Source organism: Streptomyces sp. NBC_01428 (assembly GCF_036231965.1).
Classification (GTDB): domain Bacteria; phylum Actinomycetota; class Actinomycetes; order Streptomycetales; family Streptomycetaceae; genus Streptomyces.
The window spans coordinates 8177518-8193197 of sequence record NZ_CP109499.1 but is presented as its reverse complement, the minus strand read 5'-3'; the positions used below and the strand labels follow the sequence as shown (position 1 = coordinate 8193197).

Sequence of the window (15680 nt, the reverse complement as noted above, 5' to 3'; positions counted from 1 at the left end):
GCGGGGGCGCCGTCCGCCGGCGCCCCCGGTCCGGGCCGACGCGGCGGCTGCCGGGGTTCCCGGGCCGCGGCTACTCCCCCGCGTAGGCCTTCTCCAGGGCCGCGAGGTCGAGCTTGGACATCTGGAGCATCGCCCGGGTCGTGCGGGTGGCCTTCTGCGGGTCCGGGTCGGCGATGAGGTCGATGAGCCGGGCGGGGACGACCTGCCAGGACAGGCCGTACTTGTCCTTGACCCAGCCGCAGGGGCCCGCCTCGCCGCCGTCGCCGACGAACCTGTTCCAGTAGTGGTCGACCTCCTCCTGGTCGGCGCAGTGGATCTGGAAGGAGATCGCCTCGTCGAACGTGAACTGGGGTCCGCCGTTGATCGCGACGAACTTCTGGCCGTTGGCCACGAACTCGGCGGCCAGCACGGACCCAGCGGGACCGGGCCCCGCCTCGGTGTAGCGGCCGATCCTGCCGAGTTCGGAGTTCTTGAACACCGAGACGTAGTAATGGGCGGCCTCCTCGGCCTGGCCGTCGAACCACAGACTCGTGGTGAAACCGTCGGCGGGCATGCGTACCTCCTCGGGCGGGAAAACGTCGTCACCACTGTCGACCGGTCCGCGTCCGAAAACTCATCTGCCGCGCGGCCACGCGTTCACCCGGGACACGAACGGGCGCCTCGCCCACCGGCCGCCACCGCCCGTCACGGCCGCAGGCGGTGCGCCATCGGAGCCCGACGTGGGAAAACCTCTTGCCGGACGGGTCTCGGCCGGCGTTAGCATCCGCGGACATGAACCTCACCGACACCCCCGGCGACCCCGGCCTCCCCGCGCTCCCCGCGCTCCGTCCCTTCCGCCTCGACATCCCGCAGAGCGACCTGGACGACCTGCACCAGCGCCTCGACCGCACCCGCTGGCCCGACGAACTCCCCGGGGTCGGCTGGGCCTACGGAGTTCCCCGGGACTATCTCCGGGAACTCGTCCGGTACTGGCGGCACGACTACGACTGGCGGGCGGCCGAGGCCCGTCTCAACGCATGGCCCCAGTTCACCACCGAGATCGACGGGGCCCGCCTGCACTTCGCGCACATCCGGTCACCGGAGGCCGACGCGACACCCTTGATCATCACGCACGGCTGGCCCGGATCGATCGTCGAATTCACGGACATCGTCGGGCCGTTGACCGATCCCCGCGCACACGGCGGCGATCCGGCCGACGCCTTCCACCTGGTGCTGCCGAGCATCCCCGGATTCGGGCTCTCCGGGCCGACCCGCGACACCGGCTGGGAGTTCACCCGGGTCGCCGCCGCCTTCGCCACCCTCATGGAACGCCTGGGCTACCGGCGCTACGGCGCGCAGGGCGGCGACTGGGGCGGGGCCGTCTCACGCGAGCTGGGGCGGGCCCACCCCGATCGGCTGATCGGCGTCCACCTCAACCTGCTGCCCGGCTCGTCCGCCACGACGGAACCGACCCCCGGGGAACTCGCCGCGCTCAGCCCCGAGGAACGCGAGCGCACACGCGCGTCCTGGCGTCGGGGCCAGGACTGGAACCGCGAGGAGGGCGGCTACGCGGCGATCCAGGCGACCCGGCCCCAGACGCTCGCCTACGCCCTCACCGACTCGCCGGTCGGCCAACTCGCCTGGATCGCCGAGAAGTTCCGGCAGTGGACGGACTCGGGCGACCGCCCGGAGGACGCAGTGGACCGGGACCTGCTGCTCACCGACGTGATGCTGTACTGGCTGACCGGCACGGCCGGTTCGTCCGCGCGGATCTACTACGAGCGGGCCCACGCGGACTACTGGGGCAGGCCGCCCGAGCCGTCGGTCGCACCGACCGCCCTCGCCGTCTTCCCCGAGGAGAACTTCGTCCCGCTGCGGCATGTCGCCGAGCGGACGGACCGGATCGTCCGCTGGACCGAGTTCGACCGGGGCGGCCACTTCGCCGCGATGGAGGAGCCGGACCTCCTCGTCGCGGACGTCCGGGCGTTCTTCCGCGCGCTGCGCGCGACCTCCTGATCGGCGGGTGCCCGGCCGCCCGGACGGGGCCCTGACCGGCTGACGCGTGGGCCGTGCCGTGCGGCTCTGCCCTCGGCGAATCTGCCGTGGGCCGAGAAACGGGCTCCGGGGGCGCGGGCGGGTCAAGAGTGGAGTGAGCGGCGAAGCGCGTCGCGTCACGACCAGCACGACCAGGAGGAACCATGACGCCACTCGTCACCGGCCGGTCCCCGGCCCTCGCCCCGCGGGCCGAGGAGGGCGACACCCCCGCCACCCGCTTCGACGACCATCTGGCCGCGCAGTTGTTGGGTCAGCGGATCGTCTTCCTCGGCACCCAGGTCGACGAGGTCTCCGCGAACCGGGTCTGCGCCCAGCTGCTCCTGCTGTCCGCGGAGGACGCCCGCACCGACATCGCCCTGTACATCAACAGCCCGGGTGGTTCGGTGACAGCGGGGCTCGCCATCTACGACACCATGCGGCTCATCCCGAACGACGTCTCGACCCTCGTCATGGGATTCGCGGCAAGCATGGGGCAGTTCCTGCTCAGCGTGGGGACGCACGGCAAGCGGTTCGCGCTGCCGAACGCGCGGATCATGATGCACCAGCCCTCCGCGGGCATCGGCGGCACCACCGCCGACATCGAGATCCAGGCGCAGAACCTGGAGTTCACGAAGCAGGCGATCGAGCGGATCACCGCGGAGCACACCGGCCAGAGCGAGGAGACGATCTCGCGGGACGGCGACCGCGACCGCTGGTTCACGGCCGAACAGGCCAGGGAGTACGGCATGGTGGACCGGGTGGTGGAGTCCCTCGAGGACGTCCGCCCGGCCGCGTCGCGACGACGGATGGGGCTCTGACATGGGGACGTACACGATTCCGAACGTCGTCGAGCGGACCCCGCAGGGCGAGCGGTCGTACGACGTGTTCAGCCGGCTGCTGTCCGAGCGGATCATCTTTCTCGGCACGGAGATCGACGACGGGGTCGCCAACGTCGTCATCGCGCAACTCCTCCATCTGGAGTCGGCGAGCCCGGAGAGCGAGATCGCCATCTACATCAACTCGCCGGGTGGATCGTTCACTTCGCTCATGGCGATCTACGACACGATGACGTTCGTGCAGGCGCCGATCTCCACGTTCTGTGTCGGGCAGGCCGCCTCGACGGCCGCGGTGCTGCTGGCCGGGGGCGATCCCGGACGGCGGTTCGTGCTGGAGCACGCGCGCGTCCTGCTCGGTCAGCCGGCGAGCGGCGGGCGCCAGGGCACGGTGTCCGACCTCAGTCTCCAGGCCAAGGAGATGCTCCGGATCCGCTCGCAGGTCGAGGAGGTCCTGGCGCGCCACACGCACCACGACCCCGCCACACTGCGGGCGGACATGGACCGCGACAAGTTCTTCACCGCGTTCGAGGCGGTGGAGTACGGGCTCGCGGACGAGGTGCTGAGCCGCCGGCTCGCCCTGGTCTGACCCCGGGACGCCCCGGGGCCCGGGCCCCGGACGTCAGGCGGCGATGCACATGCCGTCGTGTCGGGAGGTCGGGGCGGAGCGGCCCCGGCCGGACACGGCCCCGGGAGCCGGGAGGCGGGTCAACTCCCGCTGGGCCAGCGACAGCAGATCGGTGAGGCCGAGGCCGAGGGCGCGCGCCGCGGCCGCGAGGACCTCGGAGGACGCCTCCTTGCGGCCGCGCTCCAGCTCCGAGAGATAGGGCATGGAGATACGGGCCGCGTCGGCCACGTCCTTGAGCGTGCGCTCCTGCGCCAGTCGCTCGCGGCGCAGGACGTCGCCGACGAGGTCGCGCCAGAGCGGCTCCTTGGCCGGCGGCCCCGACGGGACGGGCCGCGGCGCGTGGAGCGGCCAGGGCTCCCGGGGTGTCCTGACCGGGGCGTCGGCCGTGGCCGGGGTCCGGGAAGGCCCCGTGGCTCCGGCGCCGTTCGGGGTCCTGGCCGCAGCCGGACGCAGCGGGATGACGCGGGCTTCGTTCGGCACGTGGTCGCTCACCCCTCCAGCCTAGGAGTGCCGGCCCGCAGGGGAAGGGCTAGGCGTTGCGCTCTCGGTGAATCCGGTGCTCCGTCGGGCCTTTCGGTACCCGGCGAGCCGCTCCGGGCGCCGGGGCGGGCCACCTCTCACAGCTCCGGGAAGCCGCCCGATGCCCTCGGCGCCCCGCCTGTCGTGGTGGACGACGAGAGGCCGGAGGAGGCCGACGAGGAGTGGGTGGTCAGGTCGTCGGAGGCCGAGCCGGAGGCCGGTGCGGACTGCGTCGCCGTGGACGGGGGCTCGCTGGACGGGGTCTTCGGCGCCTCGGAGGACGGGGACGACGAGGGCGTCGAGGGTGACGAACTGCCCGGTGAGGCGGACGACGGCGGGCACGAGTCCCCCGGGCCGCACGGGGACGCGGACGTCGACTCGCTCACCGACGGCGAGGGACTCTCCGGCGGGCGGGTCTTCTCGTCGCGGTGGGTGTCGGCGCCCTTGTGCCGGGCGATCCACTCGTTGCTGTCGGGGTCGAAGATGACGAACACGTCGATGACCGTCTTCGAGGGCGCGACGACCACGACGTTCTGCGGCCGGTAGCCCGGCCAGCTGTCACCGGTCGGCTTCGGCGTGCCCTTCTGCGGAACGGGCGCGAGCAGCGGGTTGCCGCAGGCGCAGCGCACCCGGGGCACCCCGTGCGCGTCCACCAGGACGGCCGTCCCGGCCTGGAGGACGGCCTGGTAGGCGGTGGGGGCGCCGGCCCGGTAGCCGTGGTTGGTGACGCGGGTGTCCATGCGCAGCTGTACGGGCGTCAGGGAGCGCAGATAGGCGGGGACCGCGGACGGCTGGATGCCCTCCACGGAGGCGAACGCCTTGTTCTTCGCCGGGTCCGCGTCGAGGGCGCTGATCTGCTTCTCCACGTCGCAACTGGCGACGTTCCGGGTACCGCCGTAGAGGCCGGGCGCGGAGCCGCTCACCGCGCGGGTCACGTTCGCGGGTTCCGAAGAGCCCGAGGCGGTCGGTGTCTGCGGTTCGGTGGAACTGTCCTGCGCGGTCGACTCGGTGAACGGGTCGGGCCCCGTCTTGTCGGCGGCCTGGAGGAAGACCTCGCTGCCGGCGTTCTGGGTCTTGCCCGTTCCCCCGCCGCCGCTGCCGCCGTCACTGCCGGTGAAGACGATGCCGAGGATCACCGCCGCCGCGACGACCCCGGTGATGAGCGCGATGCGCGGTGCCGACTTCCACCAGGGCCGGTCGGGTCCGCCGCCCTTGCCGCTGCCGTCCGGCCCGGGAGTGCCGTCGCCCGGTCCGGACGGACCGCTCGCACCGCCGGCTCCCGAGTCGCCCGGTCCGTGCCCGCCCGATCCCGGACCGCCCGCTCCACCGCCGGATCCGGAGGCGCCGCTGGGCGGGCCGGACGGCGGGGTGTCGCTGGGCTGCGTGGGGGTCGGCTCGGAGGGACCTGGCTGCGAGGGGCCCGACAGCGGCCCCGAGGGAGGACCGGTGGGGCGGCCGGAGGACGGCGGTTCGACGCTCACGAGCTCCTCTTCCCGGGTGGAGGGGGCGCCACGACACCCAGCTGATATGTGCCGTTGTGCACCTGCTTGTTCCACGACGAACCCATTGTGTGCTCCGGTCCCGCGGCGCCCGCAAGCCGACGCGGTCGGCCCTCCCGAGGGGCGGAGCGCGCCACCGCTGCTTAGCGTGGCACCGTGAGCCACCAGACGCCGTCCGACCAGCCAGTCGACCGCAGAGCCGCGCGTCCGGCCGCCCGACACGGATGGCTGCAGGCGCTCGTGGCCGTGCTGGCGGGTGTGATCGCCATGGGGGTGGTCGCCGCGCTCGGCCTGTGGGCCTCCGGCGCCACCGACCTTCCCGACAACGCCTATCCGCGGGTGATCGCCGCGACGGTCGTGACCGCGGTCGGTGGCACGATCACGTTCACCGGGGACGCCGGGGCGATCGCCGACACCAAGGCCGGCCTGACGGTGATTCCGCTGTCGGTGACCCTGGTCGGAGCACTCGTCCTCGCGGCGGGGTTCCTGCGGCCGCTGCGGCACCGCGCCGTCGCCGGGACGACGGAACTGGCCGGTTGGGCCGGACGGATCGCCCTTCTGTGGGTACTCGCCCTGGTGGGTCTCGCCCTCGCGGCCCGCCAGGACTTCACCGTGTCCCTCGGCGACGGCACCATCGGGGCGATCGGCGACCTGTTCGGCGCGACACCGAAGGTCGGCTTCGAGGCGGAGACGGGCCCGACCATCGGGTTCGGGCTGCTGTGGCTGGTGGGCGTGTTCGTGATCGCCCTCCTCGTCTCGCGCGGCGCTCCGCTGCCCGCCCGCCTGCTGCGTTTCCAGGAGTCCGTGCGCCCGGCCGCGTACGCCATGGTGGTCCTGCTGCTCACCTGCGTCGGTATCGGCGTGGTCGTCGGCTTGGTGGTCGCGGCGACGCGCGGGCATGTGTCCGAGACCTTCGCCGTGCTGCTCCTCGGACTGCCGAACCTCGTCTGGCTCGCGTTCACCATCGGGCTGGGCGCCACCTGGAACGGGCGCGTGGACGGACCGTTCGGCCTGCCGATGCCGCGGTTGCTCGACGAGGTGCTGCGCACCCCGGACGTCTCGACGCTCAACCTGCACAGCCTGGCCGAGCACGACGGCCGCGTCTGGTGGCTGGTCGTGGTCGACGCGGTGCTGCTGCTCGGCGCGGCGTTCCTGATGGCGGCCCGCTCACCGGCCCGGATGCGGGCCTGGCAGCACGCGGTGCACATGGCGGTCGCGCTGGCGCTCACCGTCCTCATGATCTGTCTCGTCGGGCGGCTCTCGGCGCATTACGGCCTGTCGATCCTCGGTCTCGGTGACATCGGCGGCGGTCTGAACGGGGAGATCTTCCTCAAGCCGCAGGTGTGGGGCGCCCTCGGGTTCGCCGTGCTGTGGGGGCTCGTCGCCGGTCTCCTCGGCGCGCTCCTGGCCAAGCGGGTCCGCCGCAGGGGTGAGGTCGCACCCCGCTGACACCGTCGCGGATGCGCAGGTTCCATACCGCCGGACGGGTGGCGGGCCTTGGGCGACGGCCGGTTGCCGGCCGACGGTTGCCGGCGGATGGGTCAGGAGCGGAACACCGGCCTCGCCCACTCCGGCGGTTCCGGAGGCGGCCCGGGTGGGCCGCCCGTGGAGGGAGCCCCGGCGTGGGCACGCGGCCTCGCATCGTCACCGGTCGGCCCGCCGTGAGCGGCGATCCGCAGCGCGCTCACGAAGGTGAGACAGGAGTCGTAGCGGTCGTCGGGGCTCTTGGCCAGCGCCTTCGCGAGGACGGCGTCGACGCCGACCGGGATGTCGGGCCGCTTCGTGGTCAGGGCCGGCGGCTCGTCGTACTGGTGGGCCCACAGCAGCGCCATGTCGTCGTCGCGCTGGAACGGCGGGCGGCCGGCCATCGTCTCGTAGACGACGCACCCGAGGCTGTACACGTCGCAGCGTCCGTCGACGGGCTTGCCGGAGATCTGTTCCGGCGCCACGTAGTCGAGGGTGCCGACGAACTGCCCCACGCTCGTGAACCCGGTCAGCGACAACGACTTCTTCGTCAGCCCGAAGTCCGTGAGGTAGACGTGCTCCGGGTGGTCGCTGTCGGTGCCCTGCGCGACCAGGATGTTGCCGGGTTTCACGTCCCGGTGGACGAGTCCGTGGTCGTGTGCCGCGTCGAGCGCCGAGGCCACCTGGAGCCCGATCCGGGCGGCCACCGTCACGGACAACGGCCCCTCGCGGTCGAGGAGATGACGCAGGTCGCGGCCGGCGACGTAGCGCATGGCGATGTAGAGGACGCCGTCGGTCTCGCCCGCCTCGAAGACCGGCACGATGTGCGGATGGTCGATCGCCGCGGCCACGCGCGACTCGTGGGTGAACCGGCCGCGGAAGGTGTCGTTGCGGGCGAGTTCGGGGGCGAGGAGCTTGAGGGCGACCGTGCGGTCCAGGCGCAGGTCCTTGGCCTGGTACACGACGGCCATCCCGCCTCGGCCGATCTCCCGCTCGATGCGGTAGTCCGCGATCCGCCGCCCGATCAGGTCGGACGGCCTTCCCGCGAACGGGCTGGTCTCGCGGCGGGACCCCTCGTCGTCCATCAGCCGTCACCGCCCGCGCGCCGTCCGCCGGCCATCAGGGCCGGCCGCCGTCGTCGTCGAAGGTGACCACGCGGGTGGGTTCGTGCCCGCCGGGCGCCGCATCCGGCACGGCTCTGGTCTCCTCCTCCTCACGCTCCCGGATCCGCCGCTCACGCTCCTGGTCCGCGGTACGTACGCGGCCGGCACCGTGGTCATCGCCCCGCGCGCGCTCGGGCTCCCCGCCCCGGTCCGCGCGCCGCGTGGGCGCAGGGTCCGGGCCCCGGTACTCATCCGGCGCGGGCTCAGCTTCCTGCCCCACGAGCCGCGTGGCCTCCGGCTCCCGGTCTTGCCCCTGATCCAGCTCGTCCCGGCCCACGAGCCGCGTCGGCTCGGGCTCCCGGTCCGGCTCGCGGTCCCGGTGCTCGCCCGACGTGGGCTCAGGCTCCTGGCCCACGAGCCGCGTGGCCTCGGGCTCCCGGTCCTGGTTCCGGTCCGGCTCGCCGTCCCGGTGCCCGTCCGGCGCGGGCTCAGGCTCCTCGCCCACGAGCCGCGTGGCCTCCGGCTCTCGGTCTTGACTGCGGTCGGCCCCGGGTCCCCGGCCCACGAGCCGCGTCGGCTCGGGCTCCCGGTCCGGCTCGCGGTCCCGGTGCTCGCCCGACGTGGGCTCAGGCTCCTGGCCCACGAGCCGCGTGGCCTCGGGCTCCCGGTCCTGGTTCCGGTCCGGCTCGCCGTCCCGGTGCCCGTCCGGCGCGGGCTCAGCTTCCTGCCCCACGAGCCGCGTCGACTCGGGCTCCCGGCCTTGCTCGCGGTCCCGGTGCCCGTCCGGCGCGGGCTCAGGCTCATGGCCCACGAGCCGCGTCGGCTCAGGCTCCTCGCCCACGAGCCGCGTGGCCTCGGGCTCCCGGCTCTGGTTCCGGTCCGGCTCACGTCGGGCGGCAGCGGCCCGTTCGGGGTCGGCGTCCCGTCCCTGGTCCCGTTCGCCGCCGGGTGTCCGATGGCCGGCTCGCGGCCCGGTGCTCGGCGGGTCGCCCCGGCCCGGATTCGCCGGCCGGGGCTCGGGGGCCGGCTCGGGTGGGATCGGCGGGGACGTGGTCGGGGTGCGCTCGGCAGCGAACGTGCTGAGCCGTGCCCCGTCGCAGTACACCCACCGCTCGTGTGCGCCGTCGTACAGCCACATCGACTCTCCGTCGACGACGACACCGATCCGCCGCCCCTGCGTCCGGGCGCGGAAGGCCTCCCCGTCGGTCTGTCCGGCGGCCAGTTCCTCGGCGGCCCTGCGGTACTCCGTGAGCGCTTCCTCCATCCGCGCCAGCAGCGGGCGCGGATCGGCGGTCCGCGCCGGCGGCCCGCTCGCGTCGGGCGGCACCTGGGGTACGCCGATGAGCAACCGTCCGTCGACCCAGGCGGACCACCCGTTGGCGCAGACCACCCGCCCCCAGTCGCCGAGCCGGTCGACGAGCTGGACGGGGAGCAGGGCGTCGAGCGCGACGGTGGGCCGGGAGGGGTCCGGTGTCTCCCAGGCGGGCAGCCCGTCCTGCGGCACGACATGCGTGGGGCGGAAGGCGGGGCTCGTCATCGGCGCCTACTTCCGCATGACGGCGGGTTCGTGCCGCCGCAGCAGTCGGGCCACCAGGTAGCCGAAGAGGACGGAGAGCACGACGAGCATGCCCATGTTGAGCAGCCAGACGCCCGTCGAGTGCTTGAACAGGGGGTCGCCGGTCAGCTCGCCGGGGACGATCCGGGAGAGGCCGATGGTCCCCGCCATCGCGCCCAGGGCCCATCGCGAGGGCACCAGCCAGGCCAACTGCTCGATGCCGGGGACGCCGTGCAGCTTCAGGAGCGCCCCGCAGAACACCACCTGGACGATGGCGAGCAGCACCAGCAGCGGCATCGTCACCTCCTCCTTGCGCACCAGGGCGGAGACGAGGAGGCCCAGCATCATCGCGGTGAAGGCGAGCAGGGCCACCGCCAGGGTGATCTCCACGAGCGGGGGCATCAGGACCCCTTCACCACCGGGCGCGTTGAGGTCGACGCCGAACAGGGCGACGAGCGTGAGCACGACGGCCTGGAGCACGGTGATGGTGCCGAGCACGACGACCTTGGACATCAGGTACGCCGATCTGGACAGGCCGACGGCCCGTTCCCGCTGGTAGATGACGCGTTCCTTGACCAGTTCGCGGACCGCGTTGGCCGCGCCGGTCAGGACTCCGCCGACGCACAGGATGAGCAGCGCGTTCATCGCCGTCTCCTGCGTCAGCTTGCCGCCGGCCAGGGCTCGGGCCATCGCGCCCATCACGAAGGGAAGCGCGATCATGATGGCGAGGAACGTGCGGTCGGCGCCGAGCGCCGCGGCGTAACGGCGGACCAGGGTGCGCAGTTGGGAGCCCCAGCTCTGGGCCTTGGGCGGCGGCCCGACCACGGCGCCACCGGTGTCCTCCGCGCGGCGCGGCTGTGAGCTGGAGTTGTCGATGTACTGGCGGTGGAACGGCGAGTCACGGTACTCCGTCGCCCAGTCCCGGTCCGTGTCGCGCTCGAAGGCCTCGAAGGCCTCGGGCCACTGCCGGTAGCCGAAGAAGGCGAGGGTGTCGTCCGGCGGCCCGTAGTAGGCGACCTTGCCGCCGGGCGCGAGCACCAGGAGACGGTCGCAGACGTCGAGGCTGAGCACGCTGTGGGTGACGACGATGACCGTGCGGCCGTCGTCCGCGAGCCCGCGCAGCATGTGCATCACCGAGCGGTCCATGCCGGGGTCGAGGCCGGAGGTGGGCTCGTCGAGGAAGAGCAGGGACGGCTTCGTCAGCAGTTCCAGGGCGACGCTGACCCGCTTGCGCTGGCCGCCGGACAGGCTGTGGATGGGCTGGTCGGCGCGTTGTTCCAGGCCCAGTTCGCCGATCACCTCGTCGACCCGTGCGCGGCGTTCGGCCTTCGCGGTGTCCTGCGGGAAGCGCAGTTCGGCGGCGTACCCGAGAGCCCGGCGGACGGTGAGCTGGGCGTGCAGGATGTCGTCCTGCGGGACGAGGCCGATGCGCTGGCGCAGTTCGGCGTAGTCGCGGTAGAGGTCGCGCCCGTCGTAGAGGACGGTGCCGTGGTCGGCGGGCCGCTGTCCGGTCAGCGCGTTCAGGAGGGTCGACTTGCCCGCACCGCTCGGGCCGACGACCGCAAGGAGGCATTTCTCGCCGACGGGAAACGACACATCGTCGAGAAGCGTCTTGCGGCCCCGGTCGACCTCGACGGTGAGGTCCTGCACGTCGAGGGAGACTTCGCCGCTGTCGACGTACTCCTGGAGTTCGTCGCCGACGAGACAGAAGGCGGAGTGACCTATACCCACGATGTCACCCGGAGTGACCGGAGCGCGGGCGACGGGCTGTCCGTTGAGGAACGTGCCGTTGTGGCTGCCGAGGTCGACGATCTCGTACGTGCCGTCGGGGCGGGCCAGCAGTTCGGCGTGGTTCCGGGAGACGATGAGGTCGTCGACGACGAGGTCGTTGTCGCCGCCGCGGCCGATCCGGACGGTGCGGGACGGCAGCGGGCGCACGGTCGTGGGCTGCCGGAAGGTGCCGGTGGCAGCGGGTGCGGACACGACGGAGGGGCGTTCCTCCACGGGCGGCGGGCGGCCCACGAGGACGGCCCGCGGACCGTCGGCGGGACTGCCGAAACGGATCACGCTGCCGGGCCCGACGCCCCATTCGTGGATGCGCCGGCCGTCGGCGTACGTGCCGTTCGTGCTGTTCTCGTCCTCCAGCGTCCAGTGGCCGGAGTCGGGGCGCAGTACGGCGTGGTGCCACGAGACGCGGACGTCGTCGATCACGACGTCGCAGAGGGGGTCACGGCCGACGTGGTAGTCGTGGCCCGGGCTCATGACCGTCGAGCCCGTCTCGGTTTCGAGGACGAGTTCGGGAGCGGTCGCCGCGACGGACCTCGTTGCCATGTCTGAATTCTAGCGATTCGCCCCCGTGTGCGCCTGCTCTGTGCGGGCCGGCGGGACCGCACGGAGGGTCAGGCGGCGGAGACGCCGAGCGCGGCGGCGGTGCGGTGCATGCGCAGCGCGTCCACCGACTCGGCGAGCAGTTCGTACTCGGTGGTGTCGTCGCTGGTGAAGACGCGGACGAGTTTCCCGGCCGCCAACTCCTCTGCCACCAGCTCCTGTTGGGACGTGTCACCGCACCAGGCGCGGAGCATGGTGGGGACGTCCGGAACGCTGTCGCCCACGGGCGCGATCGAGTTGGGCGGGAACGTGGGATCCTCGGGCTGCGGGTCGAGCCGTTCGGCCATCCAGGCCGCCCGGTCCCGCATCCACCACAGGGCGAGGGCCAGCGTGGGGGCGCGATACGTGCCGAGGGGTACACCGACGCGCTGACCTCCGCATACTCCGTACGCGGTGACGTGGCACAGGAATTCGTCGTGCACGATCGTTCCCCCATAGGCGTCGCTCGTCGCCGGTCCGGCCTCGCTTTCAGTGCGGCTCATGTGCAGTGCACCGTGAGGGTGCGAGGGCGTGGCTGAATCGCCCTGTTACTTGAGTATCGCCACTACTGACACTCTGTCACCATGTGATTCCAGCCAGTCTCTTGGCATATTCAGCGCAGCTCTTGGCCGAAACGGCACCGCGCTCCTGCGGCCGGTGCGGCGGCCTGCGGGCGGGCCATGACCCGCGAGGTAATCGACGCCCCCGGCGGCACCGGCCAGGGTGGTCGCAACGCGTCCCGGAGCGGCACGAAGGCCCGGGCAGCGGATCCCGACCATGCATACGTTCCTCGATGGAGGCTGGTTCATCATGTCCGCGAACTCCGACCGCTACGAGACCGCCGTCACCCGCTACCTGGAGGCCTGGAACACCCGCGAGCCCGAGGCGCTGGCCAAGGCGGTCGCCGCCGCCTGGACCGCGGACGGCCGCTACACCGACCCGCTCGCGGACGTCGGCGGGCGGGAGCAGATCGCGGCCGTGATCGCCGCGGCGCACGAGCAGTTCCCCGGATTCGCGTTCCGGCTGCTCGGCACGGTCGACGGGCACCACGACACGGCGCGCTTCGGCTGGGAGCTGGTCGCCGAGGCCGACGGTTCCGCGCCCGTCGCCGGCTTCGACGTCGTCGTCCTGGACGAGGAGGACCGGATCCGCAGTGTGCACGGTTTCCTGGACCGCGTACCGGCCTGAGCCGCCGCACGACGGCGTGGCCGCGGGCGCGGAGAGCGACCCTGCGGCCTCCCGCGATGAGTTTTCGCCGGTCCGGTGGTCCCTTGAGGAGAGGACCATCGGACCGGGAGGACCCATGAGCACGGTGAGCAAGGTCGACGCGGAGTTCACGGCGGTGTTGCGGAAGAGCCCCGAGAAGGGCGGCTGGACCTATGTCGTCTGGCCCGAGTCCGTGGCGTTCTTCGGGACCCGCGGACTGGTCAAGGTCGGCGGCACGATCGACGGCACGCCGTTCCGCAGTTCGTTCATGGCGCTCGGCGACGGCACCCACAAGCTGCCGGTCAGGGCCGACGTGCGCAAGGCGATCGGGAAGGAGGAGGGCGACACCGTGACCGTGCGCCTGGAGGAGCGGCTCACCGCGTAGGGGCAGGGACCACGGTGTCCGCACCTGCGGTACCGGCGCGGGCGGCGTCCCGGTACCGCCGGGGGGCGACGCCGGTGGTGCGTTTGAAGGCGTTGCTGAACGCGCTCTCGGAGGTGTAGCCGACCTGCTGCGCGAGCGTCCCGACGGGGGTGCCGCCTTCCCGCAGGGCGCGTGCGGCGAGAGTCATCCGCCAGTTCAGCAGGTAGGTCAGGGGCGGTACCCCGACGGCCGCCTTGAAGCGGACGGCGAACGTGGTCCGGGACATCGCCGCCGCCCGGGCGAGTTCCTCCAGCTGCCACGGGCGTCCCGGATCGGCGTGCAGGAGACGCAGGGCCGGGGCGAGGCCGTCGTCGGCCAGCCCGCGCAGCCAGCCCGCCGGCAGGCCGGGCGTGCCGTCGAGGCAGACCCGCAACACCTGGACGAGGACGAGCTGGGCCAGCTGGTCCGCGGCGAAGTCGGCGCCCGCCCGGTGCGCGGTCATCTCCGCGAGGAGCTGCCCGACGAGCCAGCTCAGGACCGGCGCCTCGGCCGCCGAGGCGCGCAGCCGCAGCAGCGGCGGCAGGGCCGAGCGCAGCAGGTCGCCGCTGTCCCGGCTCAGGTCGATGTGGCCGGAGACGGCCACGAAGTCGTCCCCGTCACCGAGCTGCGCCATGCGGCTGCCGGGATCCACGGTCACGTCGGCCGCGCGCACCGGCTCCAGTCCGGGATCGCTGCACAGGACGTACGAGCGCCGTCCGTCGGTGACGACGACGTCGCCCGCCTCGATCCGCAGGACCTCTCCGTCGTCCTCGGTGACCAGCAGACAGCTGCCCCGGACGACCGCGTTGATCTTGAGCTTGTCCCGTCCCCTCAGCCGGACGGACCAGTCGCCTCCGGCCGTGAAGCCACCGGAGAAGACACAGCGGGCGTCGGCCACCGCCAGGGCGTCGGAGAGGGGATCGGCAGACATGACGGAACTATCGCGCAAGTATTGCGGACTCTCAAGTATTCATCGTCCCGATCGGCGGATCTACGGTGGACGGGACAGCTCGGAGAACGCCCATGCGAGGAGACGTCCCATGACCACCGCACAACAGCCCCTGCACTCCGGCTTCGGCCCCGCGTCCACCGCGGAGGAGGTCGCCGCGGGCGTCGATCTGACCGGCCGGGTCGCGATCGTCACCGGTGGCTACTCCGGCATCGGCCTGGAGACGGTCCGCGTCCTGCGTGCGGCCGGGGCCGAGGTCGTCGTACCGGCCCGGGACACCGCGCGGGCCGCCGCCGCGCTGGAGGGGATCGACGGGGTCGAGGTCGCGGCGATGGACCTGATCGACCCGGTGTCGGTGGACGCCTTCGCCGACGGGTTCCTCGCCTCCGGGCGGCCCCTGCACCTGCTCGTGGCGAGCGCCGGGATCATGGCGACGCCGTTGACCCGGGACGCGCGGGGGTACGAGGCGCAGTTCGCGACCAACCACCTGGGCCACTTCCAGCTGGTGTCCCGGGTGCGGCCCGCCCTGCGCGCGGCCGGCGGCTCCCGCGTGGTCGTGGTGTCCTCGCGCGGCCACCGCTTCTCCCCCGTCGACCTCGACGACCCGAACTTCGAGCACACCCCCTACGAGCCGTTCGTCGCGTACGGGAGGTCGAAGTCCGCCAACGCCCTGTTCGCCGTCGAGCTGGACCGGCGCGGCCGGGCGGACGGCGTGCGGGCCTTCGCCGTGCACCCCGGCACCATCGTCGACACCGGGCTGGCGAAGCACCTCTCCGAGGACGCGCTCCGGGCCGCCGGTGCCGTCGAGGAGGACGGCACGCCCGTACGGGACAGCGCCCGCCAGCTGAAGACCGTCCCGCAGGGCGCGGCGACCACCGTGTGGTGCGCGACCAGTCCCGCACTGGAGGGTCTGGGCGGGGTCTACTGCGAGAACTGCGACATCAGCCCGCTCGTGCCCGAGGCGGACCGCGAGGCCTGGCTGCGCGACGAGAAGGCGCCGGCCGGCGTCCTCGCGTACGCCGTCGACCCGGAGCAGGCCGCCCGGCTCTGGGAGCTCAGCGAGCGCTTGACGGCCCGCTGAACGCCGAGGGCCGGATGGCCCGGCCCCAGCCGGACCGCGGGCCGGCCGTGCGGCCGCCTC

General features: G+C 72.9%; 15 protein-coding genes. 7 read left to right on the top strand and 8 right to left on the bottom strand.

Annotated features, from left to right (window positions below; all coding sequences use genetic code 11):
- Window positions 1-70: 70 nt before the first annotated feature.
- Window positions 71-553, bottom strand: a complete 483-nt coding sequence (locus tag OG406_RS35720) for a VOC family protein (RefSeq protein ID WP_266610687.1) — start codon at window positions 551-553, stop codon at window positions 71-73.
- Window positions 554-771: 218 nt separating this feature from the next.
- On the opposite strand from OG406_RS35720, the gene OG406_RS35715 reads away from it, so the two are divergent.
- The 3 genes from OG406_RS35715 to OG406_RS35705 all read left to right on the top strand — a co-directional run bounded on the left by OG406_RS35715 (window position 772) and on the right by OG406_RS35705 (window position 3435).
- Window positions 772-1995, top strand: coding sequence for an epoxide hydrolase family protein (locus tag OG406_RS35715; protein WP_267051705.1), 1224 nt, complete (start codon window positions 772-774; stop codon window positions 1993-1995).
- 182 nt (window positions 1996-2177) lie between these two features.
- Window positions 2178-2831, top strand: coding sequence for an ATP-dependent Clp protease proteolytic subunit (locus OG406_RS35710; RefSeq protein ID WP_266853298.1), 654 nt, complete (start codon window positions 2178-2180; stop codon window positions 2829-2831).
- 1 nt (window position 2832) lies between these two features.
- Window positions 2833-3435, top strand: coding sequence for a ClpP family protease (locus OG406_RS35705; RefSeq protein WP_266610692.1), 603 nt, complete (start codon window positions 2833-2835; stop codon window positions 3433-3435).
- Between the two features lie 33 nt (window positions 3436-3468).
- Here the strand turns inward: OG406_RS35705 and OG406_RS35700 are convergent, their stop codons facing one another.
- Both OG406_RS35700 and OG406_RS35695 read right to left on the bottom strand, forming a co-directional pair.
- Window positions 3469-3966 (bottom strand): helix-turn-helix domain-containing protein, encoded by a 498-nt coding sequence (locus OG406_RS35700; RefSeq protein WP_266610693.1) that lies wholly within the window; start codon window positions 3964-3966, stop codon window positions 3469-3471.
- A 125-nt stretch (window positions 3967-4091) separates the two neighbouring features.
- Window positions 4092-5474: a DUF6777 domain-containing protein gene (locus tag OG406_RS35695; RefSeq protein ID WP_329189824.1), complete on the bottom strand. Its 1383-nt coding sequence runs from the start codon at window positions 5472-5474 to the stop codon at window positions 4092-4094.
- 174 nt (window positions 5475-5648) lie between these two features.
- On the opposite strand from OG406_RS35695, the gene OG406_RS35690 reads away from it, so the two are divergent.
- Complete coding sequence (locus OG406_RS35690; protein WP_164373729.1) at window positions 5649-6941, top strand: streptophobe family protein; 1293 nt, start codon at window positions 5649-5651, stop codon at window positions 6939-6941.
- A gap of 92 nt (window positions 6942-7033) precedes the next feature.
- On the opposite strand, the gene OG406_RS35685 is transcribed toward OG406_RS35690, so the two are convergent.
- The 4 genes from OG406_RS35685 to OG406_RS35670 form a co-directional block, all read right to left on the bottom strand.
- Window positions 7034-8041 carry a serine/threonine-protein kinase gene (locus OG406_RS35685; RefSeq protein WP_266610697.1) on the bottom strand — a complete coding sequence of 336 codons (1008 nt, stop codon included), beginning with the start codon at window positions 8039-8041 and terminating at the stop codon, window positions 7034-7036.
- A 34-nt stretch (window positions 8042-8075) separates the two neighbouring features.
- Window positions 8076-9596 (bottom strand): hypothetical protein, encoded by a 1521-nt coding sequence (locus OG406_RS39505; protein WP_443067130.1) that lies wholly within the window; start codon window positions 9594-9596, stop codon window positions 8076-8078.
- A gap of 6 nt (window positions 9597-9602) precedes the next feature.
- Window positions 9603-11945, bottom strand: a complete 2343-nt coding sequence (locus OG406_RS35675) for an ABC transporter ATP-binding protein/permease (RefSeq protein ID WP_326843905.1) — start codon at window positions 11943-11945, stop codon at window positions 9603-9605.
- 68 nt (window positions 11946-12013) lie between these two features.
- Window positions 12014-12424 carry a hypothetical protein gene (locus OG406_RS35670; protein WP_329191083.1) on the bottom strand — a complete coding sequence of 137 codons (411 nt, stop codon included), beginning with the start codon at window positions 12422-12424 and terminating at the stop codon, window positions 12014-12016.
- A gap of 367 nt (window positions 12425-12791) precedes the next feature.
- On the opposite strand from OG406_RS35670, the gene OG406_RS35665 reads away from it, so the two are divergent.
- Together OG406_RS35665 and OG406_RS35660 are read left to right on the top strand one after the other, a co-directional pair.
- Window positions 12792-13169 (top strand): nuclear transport factor 2 family protein, encoded by a 378-nt coding sequence (locus tag OG406_RS35665; RefSeq protein ID WP_164373723.1) that lies wholly within the window; start codon window positions 12792-12794, stop codon window positions 13167-13169.
- A gap of 115 nt (window positions 13170-13284) precedes the next feature.
- Entirely contained in the window at window positions 13285-13572 is a 288-nt protein-coding gene (locus OG406_RS35660; protein ID WP_164373721.1) for a DUF1905 domain-containing protein, read from the top strand.
- Here the strand turns inward: OG406_RS35660 and OG406_RS35655 are convergent.
- A complete protein-coding gene (locus OG406_RS35655; RefSeq protein WP_266610711.1) occupies window positions 13562-14521 on the bottom strand; it encodes an AraC family transcriptional regulator in 960 nt (319 codons plus the stop codon). The two genes, OG406_RS35660 and OG406_RS35655, sit on opposite strands and share 11 nt — an antisense overlap.
- Before the next feature lie 109 nt (window positions 14522-14630).
- Here OG406_RS35655 and OG406_RS35650 point away from each other — a divergent pair, with 109 nt between their 5' ends.
- On the top strand, window positions 14631-15620 hold the full coding sequence (locus OG406_RS35650) for an oxidoreductase (RefSeq protein WP_329189816.1): 990 nt from the start codon (window positions 14631-14633) through the stop codon (window positions 15618-15620).
- Window positions 15621-15680: the final 60 nt, after the last annotated feature.

Bases quoted from the DNA above. Each gene is read 5' to 3' on its own strand.
- OG406_RS35720 (WP_266610687.1), bottom strand. From the start codon at position 553: ATGCCCGCCGACGGTTTCACCACGAGTCTGTGGTTCGACGGCCAGGCC.
- OG406_RS35715 (WP_267051705.1), top strand. From the start codon at position 772: ATGAACCTCACCGACACCCCCGGCGACCCCGGCCTCCCCGCGCTCCCC.
- OG406_RS35710 (WP_266853298.1), top strand. From the start codon at position 2,178: ATGACGCCACTCGTCACCGGCCGGTCCCCGGCCCTCGCCCCGCGGGCC.
- OG406_RS35705 (WP_266610692.1), top strand. From the start codon at position 2,833: ATGGGGACGTACACGATTCCGAACGTCGTCGAGCGGACCCCGCAGGGC.
- OG406_RS35685 (WP_266610697.1), bottom strand. From the start codon at position 8,041: ATGGACGACGAGGGGTCCCGCCGCGAGACCAGCCCGTTCGCGGGAAGG.
- OG406_RS39505 (WP_443067130.1), bottom strand. From the start codon at position 9,596: ATGACGAGCCCCGCCTTCCGCCCCACGCATGTCGTGCCGCAGGACGGG.
- OG406_RS35675 (WP_326843905.1), bottom strand. From the start codon at position 11,945: ATGGCAACGAGGTCCGTCGCGGCGACCGCTCCCGAACTCGTCCTCGAA.
- OG406_RS35665 (WP_164373723.1), top strand. From the start codon at position 12,792: ATGTCCGCGAACTCCGACCGCTACGAGACCGCCGTCACCCGCTACCTG.
- OG406_RS35660 (WP_164373721.1), top strand. From the start codon at position 13,285: ATGAGCACGGTGAGCAAGGTCGACGCGGAGTTCACGGCGGTGTTGCGG.
- OG406_RS35655 (WP_266610711.1), bottom strand. From the start codon at position 14,521: ATGTCTGCCGATCCCCTCTCCGACGCCCTGGCGGTGGCCGACGCCCGC.
- OG406_RS35650 (WP_329189816.1), top strand. From the start codon at position 14,631: ATGACCACCGCACAACAGCCCCTGCACTCCGGCTTCGGCCCCGCGTCC.